This is a genomic window from Mycobacterium sp. Aquia_213 (genome assembly GCF_026625985.1).
In the GTDB taxonomy this organism is placed as follows: Bacteria; Actinomycetota; Actinomycetes; order Mycobacteriales; family Mycobacteriaceae; genus Mycobacterium.
The window spans coordinates 4,010,790-4,022,038 of sequence record NZ_CP113116.1 but is presented as its reverse complement, the minus strand read 5'-3'; the positions used below and the strand labels follow the sequence as shown (position 1 = coordinate 4,022,038).

Genomic DNA, 11,249 nt, shown 5'->3' with positions numbered 1-11,249 from the left:
GCGATGTCTGCTCAGCGCAGCGTTTCGCGTTGGGACGCAAGTTGAGCGATCAGAAGGTCGACGCGGTCGGCCTCGTGGCTTGGACGTAGCCGGCGATTGCGCGTGAGGGTGACCAGTCCGTGCAGCGCCGACCAGAGCACCTCGGCGAGCGTGTCCGCGTCTTGGTGCTCTGCAAGTGCTGCAGCCACAATGCGTAGCTCGGTGAAGCCCGCTTCCAATTCGGGCGGTGTGTCGTCGGCAGCGAAGTGCAATGTGGTCGAGCGGGTGAACATCGCGTCGTATAGCGCCGGGTTTTGTCGGGCAAAGTCGACGTAGGCATGCGCGAGCTGTCGAAGCGCTTCGGTGGTCGTCGCGGCGCCGGTGCGCGCGGTGTGCAGCGCCTCGGCCAGTTCGCCGAATCCGTCGACGGCGACGGCCTGCGCGAGCTGATCCATGTTGGCGAAGTGCGAGTAAAGAACGGGCTGGCTGTACTCGATCTCGGCGGACAGCCGACGCGTGGTGACGGCATCCCATCCCTCGGCTTCGGCCAGCCGCCGCGCCGTACTGATGATCAGCCGGCGTCGCTCATCTCGCTCGCGCGCACGACGGTCCTCGATAGGCATAGCCGACCATAGCATCGCTAGATCCAATAGCGCTGCTATTGACATCGCGGCGAGGGTGGATCTAGCATCGCTAGTATCTCTAGCGGTGGCAAATAGAAAGGAGTTTCGACATGGCGTTGTCACAGTTCGCGCAGCTCGCGGCGCTGATTGCCATTATGGGCGTCGCGGTGGTCTACGGCACCGACGCGTTCTGCGCGCTGGTCTTGCGACCCGCGCTGGCCCGCGTTGACGATCGGGTACTGGGGGAAGTGACCGGGTTCGTGCACCGCTACGGCGACCGGCGAATGCCCGTGCCGGGGGCAATCGGTGTCGTCGCGGCCGCCGCGAGCACCGTCTTAGCCGCGCTCGCCGCGAACTGGGCTCAGGCCATCCCGGCCGGTGCCGCCGTTGTGCTGCTGTTGGTCTGGCTGCTGCTCTACACCCGGGTCAGCGCGCCGATCAACCGCGAGCTCACCGCCGCCGCTGATAGCGGCCAGGTGCTGCCGCATGTGCGTGCACTGCAGGCAAATTGGGATCGGATCATCAACGCTCGCGCCATCCTGCAGGGTCTTGCACTCGCCGCGCTTTGCCTCGCGTTGATCGCCTGACCCGGGCCCGCGACTTCTCCCCGCTCGGTTTCACACGTGAAAGGACACTGGTGACTATGACTACACGACCGAAAACTCTTGGACGACTACTGATGCGCGCGGCGCCTCTTTTCAACGCGCCGGTAGCTGCGGTGGCTACCTCACGACGCTTTGGCGGGCTGGTGAATCGCAACATCGCCATGCTCAGCTACGCGGGCCGGCGTTCCGGACGCAGGTTTAGCACCCCGGTCGCATATCGCCGCACCGGTGACGAGATCACCATTCGCGCCAACCTGCCTGAGACGAAGACGTGGTGGCGCAACTTCATCGGTGACGGCGGCCCAGTGACATTGCAACTCGACGGGACCGAGCGGACCGGGCATGCGGTGGCCGAACGCGACCAAAAAGGCCGGGTCACTATCACCGTCCGACTGACCGACTGATCAGCCGGTCCCGACGGATCACTTTCGCGGGTCCGGTCAATCCGGGTCTCAGGCCAACCGAGTCGTCGACACGGACACCCCGGCGGCCGGCAGCCGGGTGAGCAGTGCGTCGCCGATGGCCGCGGCGGGAGTGAGCACCCCCCGCAACGGGGAGAGCCGATCGCGATCGACTGCCAGCGCCAGCCCGCTCTCCGCGAGCATCACCGACGTCGCGTGGTATGCGTCGCAGTTCTGGGCGTAGGTCGCCCGGTAGCGAGCGCCCGTCGTCGTCGTGCTGTACGTCTGCATCGTGAAGTGACCACGGCGTTGGGAGAGATCGCTCGGACCGGCGCCGGGCTTGGGCAGAATCCGCTCCATCAACCGCGGGGGTAATCGCTTGGCATGTCGATTGCCCAAGCGGAAGGCGCCGGTCAGAGCGCCCGTGACGGCCCTGGCGGCGACCGGAGCCACAAAAGACTTACCCAGACTCATCGTTTCCGAGTAGCGGAACCGCCGGCCGTAGGTCCAATCTTGTAACGCATTGCTGCGCCGAACAATTCGGTCATTGTAGGGGGCCTGAAAAAAACCGCCGACCCAGAAGCCGGACAGTTCGGGTGCGACGTCGCGTCCGCGATGCCACGAAAAGTCCGGTTGCGGACCAAGTTCGGGTTCAGCGCCGAAGTCGGTGCTGAGTGTGTAGGGATCCTCGACGAGTCGGCGTGCCTGCACGTCGATTGACGCTGTTCGCATGGCACCTAGATACGATGCGAGCGTGCCGCCGGAGGCCCCGGTCTGCCGAAACGCGCGCAGCACCAGCATCGTGTCGGTGAGTTCGCCGGCGTTGTCCTCGGTTGCCCGGCGATGGAGCTGGTAGACGTTGAGATCCGAAGGGATCGAGTCGAATCCGCACGACAGCACGATGCGGGCGCCGGTGTCGATGGCTTGTTTGTGGTATTGGTCGATCGCGTTGCGGGCGAACATCAGCTCGCCGGTCAGGTCGGCATAGTCCGTTCCGGCCGCGGCGCAGGCGGCCACCAGGGGCAGGCCGAATTGTGCGTAGGGACCCACGGTCGTGAGGACCACCTGTGTTCGGGTGGCCATCGCGCGCAGCGTCGACGGCTGCGACGCGTCGGCAGCGATCACCGGCCAATCCCCTGCGGTCGGACCCAGGGTCTGCCGCACGGCCAGCAGACGTTCGCCGGACCGGCCGGCCAGCGCGATGCGCGCTTGGGACCCGCACCGCGCCAGGTACTCGGCGGTCAGCTTGCCGGAAAAGCCGGTGGCACCGTACAAGACGATGTCGAACTCACGCTCGGCGGTCACTCCATCATCCAGCTGTCCTCGGCCGGAGCCGCGCACAACAGGGAATGTATTGCGTCCAGGGACTTCTCGTGGCCCGGCAGGTTCGAATGGCGCTCGATGTACAGCTGGCCGGCGAAGGTCCAGCAACTGTAGAGGTCGACCGGAGCGTGGGCCGCGAAGTGGAATTCGCCGCCGACGTCGTTGATCTCAATGCCTTCCGGCGTGCGCAGGCCGGGAATAGAGCCGACGTCGGTGCACATCACGAACGGCGGAAGCCCGGGCAGGGATCCCTCGTAGTTCAGACTGAAGTGCAGCGACGATTGCTGGATCAGGCCTTCGGACAGGTCGTCTCGAAACGCGTCCACGATGCCGCCGGCCAGGCCGACGAGATCGGTGTCGGGCCCGATTTCGGCCAGATAGCTCGCCAGGCCCAGTGGCATGGTGCCTTCGGTCGCACCGACCGGGGGCGTCAGGTGATAGCGCAGGTCGACCGGATAGAAGTAAGGAATCGGAATGTGCGGGGTATTGCGAAGTTCCCACTCGGCCAGCAGCAGCGCCGCGGCCACCAGGGAGTTGAGGCTGAGCAGGTTGGCGCGCCCCAACTCCACGAGGTCCGACGTCTCCTGCTCGGTCAACCGGATTCGGGCGACCGGAATGTGTTGCATCAAATCGGAATTCGGCACGATGAGCGGCTTCTCGACCGGAGGCAAGTCGTAGGCGAACGCCGCCGGGAAAAGCCGTTCGAGCCCCGAACGCTGCTGCTTGGCCACGCCACGCTGTTCGAGCAGCGACTCGAGCGATTCGGGCGCGGGCGCTGCGACGACCGGCCCGGCATCACCGGTTTCCACCACGTTGGTATAGCGGGACAACAGCTCTTCGAACAGGCCGAACACATGGTGCCCGTCGGCCAGCGCGTGGTGTGCATACAGGGTGATTTCGCTCTGTCCGCTGCCGGCTTTCAGCCGAAGGTTCAGCAGGGATTGGCTCTGGTCCAGGCGCATGCCGGTGATCGCAGACTCCGACGTGTGGTCGTCGACGATCCAGATTCCGGGGTGCATGAGATCCTCGGCGACAATCTGGTGTCGACCGTCGTCGGCCTTCTCCAGGTGGCCTGCCCAGACCGGGTGCGACTGCAGCAGCGCGTCGAAGGCATCGGACATCGCATCGATATCGACGTCTCCAATGATCTGAATTGTCAACCCAAAATAGGTCTCATTGACGGCGAACACTTCTTCGCTGTGCGCGAGCTTACGGATCACGGATCCGGAGAACACTGCGGAAACCCCCTTATTTGCGTGTGCTGGCCCGTCGATAGCCCGAAAGCGTTGGTGCGATGCATACCGCGGTGATGCCGGCGGCCCACAGCAGTGTCTCGATCATCGGCGAGGCCACCGGACCGCCTAGCGCTAATGCGCGCATCGTGTCGATCGCACAGCTGATCGGCTGGTGCGTGACCACCGGCTGTATCCACTTCGGAAATTGGTCCACCGGCAGGAACCCGGTCGAGAACAGGATCGCAAGCAGGTGCACGAGCGTAATCGCCTCGAGCAGAAAGTTCTTCGACGCATACCAGGCAATCGTGGTGATCAGGGTCGCGAAGGCGAGTCCGAACAGCACCGGGATCCCCAGCCAGGTCAAGGTCGGGAGCAGGCCCTGTTTGAACCGGAAACCCAGCACCATCCCCGCGGCCAGCACGATCCCCGTCGTGATGACGATCCGGACCATCTCGGCGAGGATCCGCGAGCAGATGCCCGACGCGCGGTGTACGGGCACTACCCATAGTCGGCGCAGCAGACCGTCGTCGCGCTCCCCGATGAGCCCGATAGCGCCGACCGCCGATCCGTTGACCGCGGCGGCGAGCACGTTCATCGGAACCGTGTTGAACAGCGCGTCATACCCGGCAACCTGGGTAACTGCGTGGCCCAAAACAATATTCATTGTGATCAGGAAAAGCACGGGCAACACCGTGACCATGATGATCGCGGTGATGTCGCGTGACCACTTCGTGAGTATCCGGCGGGTCTGGACCAGGGTTTGCGGAACCAGCACTCGCACGGAATTCTCGTGCACGCGGTCGTCCGTACCGACCCGCGCGGTCTCCTCGTATACCAAAGTCATCATGCCCGCTTCGACAATACGATCGCCGAGACCGGGACCAGCAGCGTGGCCAACCCGCCCAACCACGCCAGCGTCGGCGCCAGCACGGACCAGGTAACCGGCGTACCAAACGGTGCGACGTCGCCGGCCGCGGCGTGCAAGCTGTCGACAAGCGCGGAGATCGGCTGGTTGCGAACGAAGGGCTGGACCCAGTGCGGAAACTGCTCCACCGGTTGAACACCGACCGACAGCAGTCCAAAGATCAACGGCGGCAACGTCAGCATTGGTGCCATGGCCTCGGGATTACGGGATCCGGTGCCCAACAGGTCGGCCGCGAAAGACAGCACCGCCCCGAACACGAGCACCAACACGCAAAAGGCAACGCTGTCTACGGCCGAGCCGCGAAAGCGAAATCCTATGGTGTAACCGCAGATCAGGGCCACCGTCAACGAAACCACGCACCGGTACAGCGCGGCCGAGATCCGGGCGGCCACCGGGGTAAACGGCGGGATCGGCATGGATCTGAACCGGCGGTTGACGCCCAGCACCGAATCCGTCGCCGCCCGAAACGCTGTCGACATGGCGGCAAACGTGATGGCTTCCAATGCGATCAACGGCATCAAGTACTGCGCGTAGCTGCTGGCCACACCCCTGGTGACATTGCCCATGATCTGGTGCAACGGGATGTAGAAGCCGGCGGTGAACACCACCGAGACCGCGATCGTGATGGCGAGCTCACCGTTACGCAGGGTGGGTGCGATGAAGCGCATGGTGAGCACCCACCACTGGGCACGCATCGACGGGTGGGGTCGCACGACGCCCGTGGCGGTCACCCGACCGCCTCCGCAACCGGATTGCCTGATTTGGCGGAATCCTTTGTCAACGACAGGAATACGTCGTCCAGCGACGGGCGCCGCAGTGCGATGTCGGCAACGCCGATATTGGCAGCGGCGAGGCGCCCCACGGCCTCGAGCAGCGTGTTGGCGCCGTCCGGGGCCGGCATCGCGATCCGATCGGATTCGGGTGTCAGGGCGGCCCGATTCTCGTCGGGCAACAGCGAGCCGAGGATGTCCGCGATCGCCGGCAGATCGCGCAAATCCCGCGGGACGATCTCACAGTAGCTGCCGCCGGTGCGCGCCTTGAGCTCGTCGGCCGTTCCCTCGGCGATGATCCGCCCGTGGTCGATCACGATGATCCGATCGGCAAGCGCGTCGGCTTCCTCGAGATATTGCGTGGTCAACAGCGTGGCGATGCCGCGGCCCTTGAAATTGCCGACCAGATCCCAAATACCTTGCCTGCTACGGGGATCCAGGCCTGTGGTCGGCTCGTCCAAGAACACCACCTGGGGCGGGACCACCAAGCCGCAGGCGATGTCGATACGTCGGCGCATCCCGCCCGAGTACGTTTTCACCCGCCGATCGCCGGCATACACCAGATCGAATTCTTCGATGAGTTCCTTGGCGCGCCTGCGCGCGTCGGCCTTTTTCAGTCCGTACAGGCGACCGAACATGAAGAGGTTTTCCAGACCCGTCAGCGTGTCGTCGATCGCCACCTGCTGCCCGGTGAGCATGATCGACCGGCGCACACCGGCCGGCTCGGACACCACGTCATAGCCGGCAACCAGCGCACGGCCCTGGTCCGGGCGGCTCAGGGTCGACAAGATATCCACGAGCGTGGTCTTGCCGGCCCCGTTGGGCCCGAGCAGGCCGAGTACCTCACCGCGGGCCACTTCGAAGCTGACTTCATGCAAGGCCACAAAGTCGCCGAAGGTCTTGCGCACCTTGTCGACGACGACGGCCTTGTCAAAGTCCCTCTGTGCGTTGCTCATTGAGCTCCCCTCAGCTCGCGTCAAACGACGACAGGTCCACCAGGGCCAGTTCCACGGGTTGCGAACCCGTATCGGCGTCGTCGGGGATGGCGTCGACAGCGTCGGAGATCAGGGCCCGCAATGCGATCGGGAAACGTTCGACGAGCGCCTGTGCCCGCTGCAGCGGAACGCGGCGGGCGTCGTACCACCAATCGAGATGCAGCGCCCCCGAATGCCGGTACACCCGAAGTTCGATCGCGTGGCCCAGACCCGGAATCGGATCCCGCACCGGCAGCGCCGCGTCGGAATCGAATTGGACCGGCGCGTCCAGCGGCGGCGGCTCCGGGACGGTGCCCACGTAGCGCAGGTGGATGTCCGAGCCGCCCGCGGCGGCCAGCGTGCGCGCGGTCGGCGCGTAGACATAGCGAAGCAGTCCGTATCCGACCCCGAAGTGCGGCACGGATTTCAGGGTGTCGCTGACACCGGACAGCAGCTCGGTCGCATCCCCGCCCTTCGTGCACCGCAGCGCGGCCGGGAAGATCGTGGTGAACCGGCCGATGGTTCTGCGCAGGTCGACGTCCGGCCTCAGCACCGAACGTCCGGTGCCCTCCAGGTCGACCGAAACCACACCCTCGTCGACCGTTTGGGCGATCGTGCGGCCCAGTGCCGCCAGCAGGACTTCCTCGATCGAAACCCCGAGCCTGCGGCGGGCATCGTCGACTTCGGCCGTCTCCGCGACGTCCAGCGTCGACGGCAGCCTCAGCAGGTCGCCGGCGCGCGGCCGGCCGGTGATCGTGGGATCGCCCAGCTGCACCGTCGCCTTGGTCAAGCCCTGCAGCCAGAAGTCGCGGGTGTCCACCACCGCCGGATGTGTCGCCAGGGCCCCGGTCCGCAGCGACCAATCGCGCCATCCGGCGCTGCTCGGGGGCAGCACGATGTCTTCGCCCGCAAGGTGTTGGGACAAGGCGGTGAACAGATCGGTCAGCAGGATTTCGCGAGAGGCGATGTCCGCGATCATCTCGTGGGCGGACAACACCAGGTAGGCACCGTTGTCGCCGCCGATGTAGGTCGCGGTGAACGGAGCGGTCAGGTCATCCTGGGCCACCAGTTCGGCGACGATGTCCAGTACCGCCGCGCGCTGCGCGGCCGGCTCGGCCGCCACGTCGTCGGGCAGGGTTCGCGTCGACAGGTGCGCGAATTCCTGTGGCGCGGCGATGTGCTGCTCCCAGGTGCCCGCGCGGTCGACGAGCTCGAGGCGCAACGCGTCATGGTGGTTCGCCAACGCGGTGAGCACGGCTCGGGCGTCCTCGACCCCGACGCTGGGGGCGAGTGAGAAGATCAGCGGGACCCGCCAGCGACCGGCTTCCTGCACACCGTGTTCGAGGAAACCGGCGATATTCGCGGGCACCGGTGAATACGCTTCGGCGTCCGGTGGTTGCGTCAGCCCGGCGCCGGTGAACTCGGCGTCAAGGGCGGCGGCCAGGCTGGCCAAGGTCGGGTGCTCGTAGAGATGCTGCGGGGTGATGGTCAAGCCCGAGTTGTTGGCACTCGTCGAGATGCCGATCGCGATCAGGGAGTCTCCGCCGAGATCGAAGAAATTGGCGTTTCGGTCCAGCGAGGTGACGCCCAGGCACTGCATCCAGATCCGATGCAACGTCGCCTCGGTGGCCGACTGACCGTTGACCGGCGCCGCGACGACGGTCGCGCCGTTGCTGGACGCACCGTTGATCTCCACGGGCGCCTCGGTCCACGCGAAAGGTTTCGGATCGATCCAATGCCGTTCGCGCGCAAAGGGATAGCCGGGCAGGCTGACGATGCTCTGCACTCCTGCGGTGATCGGTGACCAGTCCACCGCCACGTCGGCCGCCCACAGCTGGCCGAGGCCGAGCAAGAAGGCGTCGCGGTCATCGGTGTTCTGCACCGGGTGACGCATCAGCCGCACGGCGCGGTGCTTGCTCGACCACTTGGGGTGCCGGATCGCCGAGCCGGTCAGGCTGCCGCCCGGGCCCATCTCGACCAGGACCCGGTCCGGATCGGTCAGCAACACGTCGAGTTCGTCGGCGAACCTGATCGTGGCGCTGATCTGGCGCGCCCAGCTGGCCGGGTCGGTGGCCTGCTCATCGGTCATCCAGGTACCGGTCAGGTTGCTCAGCAGCGGCGTGTTCGGACGGCGAAGTTCGACACCGGAGAGAAATTCCTGGAACTGCGCCGCCATGGGATCCATTGCGCTGGAATGGAATGCGTGGGTCGCGCGGACCCGTCGAGCGGTGATGCCGTCCTGGCGCAGGCGCTGGGTGAACGCGCGAATCTGGTCGTTCGGCCCGGCGACGACGCAGTTGCCGGGATCGTTGACCGCGGAGAGGTCGACCCCGGGGGAGAGGTACTCGGCGATGTCGTCGGGGCCCAATGCCACGGCGACCATCGAGCCCGGCGGGGATTCGTGCATCAGACGGGCACGCAAGGCCACCGTCTTGATCGCCGTCTCGAGGTCGAATACTCCGGCCAGGGTGGCCGCGATGTACTCGCCGGTGCTGTATCCGATGTACGCGCCGGCCCGCACGCCATAGGTGTCGACCAGCCTCGCCAGCGCGTATTCCACCGTGAACAGCGCGGGCTGGGAACGGTCAATGCGTTCCAAATCCGTTGCGGCGTCGCCGAATATCTCCGCACGCAGGTCGATTCCCATCTCGTCGCGGAATCCCGCGACGCAGGCGTCGAAGTGTTCGGCGAAAACCGGCTCGGTGTCGTAGAGCCCGCGGGCCATCCCGACGTGCTGAGCGCCCTGCCCGGGAAACATGAAAACGACTCGGTCCGAGGTCGATTCGTCGGCGTCACCACGGACGACGGACTCCCCGACGAAAACATTGTCGTGCTCGGCCGCCCGCAATACCTTCGCGGCGTGTTCGCGGTCGTGGACCACGGCCGCCATCGTGATGCCGTGCTTGCGACGACCCGAGAGGGTGAACGCCGCCTCCGCCAGGTCTGGGCCATCCGGGCCGGCCAGCGTCGTCGCCAGGGCGGCACGCGACTCCTCAAGTGCCGCAGTGGTTCGGGCGGACAGCAGCAGCACCTGGGGACGGTCGGCGGCCGGAACCGGTGCTTCTTCGGGTGCTTCTTCCAGAACGACGTGGACATTGGTGCCGCCCACCCCGAACGAACTGACACCGGCCCTGCGTACTCCGTCCCATTCCCATGGGCCGTAATCGCTGCGCACGGTGAACGGAGTTTCGTCGAGATGCAGTTCCGGGTTGGGGCTGGTGAAGTGCAGCGTCCCGGGGATCGCTTTGTGCTTCAGGCACAGAATCGCCTTGACCAGACTCACCACGCCGGCCGCCACCTCCAGGTGGCCGATGTTCGACTTGACCGAGCCGAGGACACACGGGCCCGGCCGCGGCGTCTCGGACACGGCGAACGCGGCCTTGAGGCCCTGGACTTCGATCGGATCGCCGAGCGCCGTGCCGGTTCCATGCGTCTCGACATAACTGATGGTCGAGGCATCGATACCGGACACCGCATGAGCTTCGGCGATGCAGTCGGCCTGCGCGGCCGGATTCGGGGCCGCGTACCCCATCTTCATGGATCCGTCGTTGTTGATCGCCGACCCGCGGATGACGGCGTGAATCCGGTCTCCGGCATCGATGGCGGCCTGCAAGGGCTTGAGCGCCACAATCGCGACGCCGCTGCCGAAGACCGTGCCATCGGCTCGCACGTCGAAGGGCCGGCAGTGGCCGGCCGCCGACACCATCGCGCCCGGCGAATTCCAGTAGCCGACACGGTGCGGGATGGCCAGCGACGACCCTCCGGCCAGTGCCATGTCGCATTCACCGGACAGCAGGCTCTGGCAGGCCAGATGGATCGCAACCAGCGACGACGAACACGCGGTTTGAACCGAGATGCTCGGCCCGCGTAGATCGAATTGATGCGATACCCGGGTGGCCAAAAAGTCCTTGTCGTTCTGCAGGAACAGGTTGAACTGCTCGAAGTCGAGTCCGGTTGCCATGAAGGCGCCGCCGCCATGGTGCGACGCCAGGTTGTGCATCAGATATCCACTGGGGGAGCTGGTTCCGTACACGCCGATCGAGCCGTCGAATTCTGCTGGGTCACAGCCGGCGTCTTCGAACGCATGCCATGCGCACTGCAGGAACAACCGGTGTTGGGGATCCAGCTTGCGCGCGAGCTGCGGTGGGAACCCGAAGAACTCGGCATCGAACTCGTCGAACCCGTCGACCAGCGGCGCGCGCCGCACGTACCCGGGGTTCGCCAGCACCTCATCGCCCACGCCGGCAGCCCTGAGGTCTTGCTCGGACAGCGTGACGATCGACTCCTCGCCGCGCCGCAGGTTGTCCCAGAAATCAGAAACATTGTTGGCGCCCGGGAATCTACCGGCCATGCCGATCACCGCGATTGCGTTGTCCGGCAAAGTCTCTGAGTAAGACTCCGCGTTCGTGCTCAT

At 65.6% G+C, this 11,249-nt stretch carries 9 protein-coding genes; 2 read left to right on the top strand and 7 right to left on the bottom strand.

Annotated elements, in window-relative coordinates; all coding sequences use genetic code 11:
* Window positions 1-11: 11 nt before the first annotated feature.
* A complete protein-coding gene (locus tag LMQ14_RS18740) occupies window positions 12-602 on the bottom strand; it encodes a TetR/AcrR family transcriptional regulator (protein WP_267731029.1) in 591 nt (196 codons plus the stop codon).
* A gap of 110 nt (window positions 603-712) precedes the next feature.
* Here LMQ14_RS18740 and LMQ14_RS18735 point away from each other — a divergent pair, with 110 nt between their 5' ends.
* Window positions 713-1,189: a DUF1772 domain-containing protein gene (locus LMQ14_RS18735; protein WP_267731028.1), complete on the top strand. Its 477-nt coding sequence runs from the start codon at window positions 713-715 to the stop codon at window positions 1,187-1,189.
* Between the two features lie 56 nt (window positions 1,190-1,245).
* Window positions 1,246-1,611, top strand: coding sequence for a nitroreductase/quinone reductase family protein (locus tag LMQ14_RS18730; protein WP_267731027.1), 366 nt, complete (start codon window positions 1,246-1,248; stop codon window positions 1,609-1,611).
* Window positions 1,612-1,659: 48 nt separating this feature from the next.
* On the opposite strand, the gene LMQ14_RS18725 is transcribed toward LMQ14_RS18730, so the two are convergent.
* Genes LMQ14_RS18725 through LMQ14_RS18700 form a run of 6 tightly spaced genes read right to left on the bottom strand, consistent with a single transcriptional unit; the run spans window position 1,660 to window position 11,249 of the window.
* A complete protein-coding gene (locus LMQ14_RS18725; RefSeq protein ID WP_267731026.1) occupies window positions 1,660-2,913 on the bottom strand; it encodes a saccharopine dehydrogenase family protein in 1,254 nt (417 codons plus the stop codon).
* Window positions 2,910-4,166, bottom strand: a complete 1,257-nt coding sequence (locus tag LMQ14_RS18720; protein ID WP_267731025.1) for a phthiocerol/phthiodiolone dimycocerosyl transferase family protein — start codon at window positions 4,164-4,166, stop codon at window positions 2,910-2,912. The genes LMQ14_RS18725 and LMQ14_RS18720 overlap by 4 nt, the downstream gene beginning before the upstream one ends.
* Window positions 4,167-4,179: 13 nt before the next feature.
* Complete coding sequence (locus tag LMQ14_RS18715; RefSeq protein WP_267731024.1) at window positions 4,180-5,013, bottom strand: ABC transporter permease; 834 nt, start codon at window positions 5,011-5,013, stop codon at window positions 4,180-4,182.
* A complete protein-coding gene (locus LMQ14_RS18710; RefSeq protein ID WP_267735585.1) occupies window positions 5,010-5,786 on the bottom strand; it encodes an ABC transporter permease in 777 nt (258 codons plus the stop codon). The genes LMQ14_RS18715 and LMQ14_RS18710 overlap by 4 nt, the downstream gene beginning before the upstream one ends.
* Window positions 5,787-5,818: 32 nt before the next feature.
* Window positions 5,819-6,817 carry an ATP-binding cassette domain-containing protein gene (locus LMQ14_RS18705; protein WP_267731023.1) on the bottom strand — a complete coding sequence of 333 codons (999 nt, stop codon included), beginning with the start codon at window positions 6,815-6,817 and terminating at the stop codon, window positions 5,819-5,821.
* Between the two features lie 10 nt (window positions 6,818-6,827).
* Entirely contained in the window at window positions 6,828-11,249 is a 4,422-nt protein-coding gene (locus LMQ14_RS18700) for a type I polyketide synthase (RefSeq protein ID WP_267731022.1), read from the bottom strand.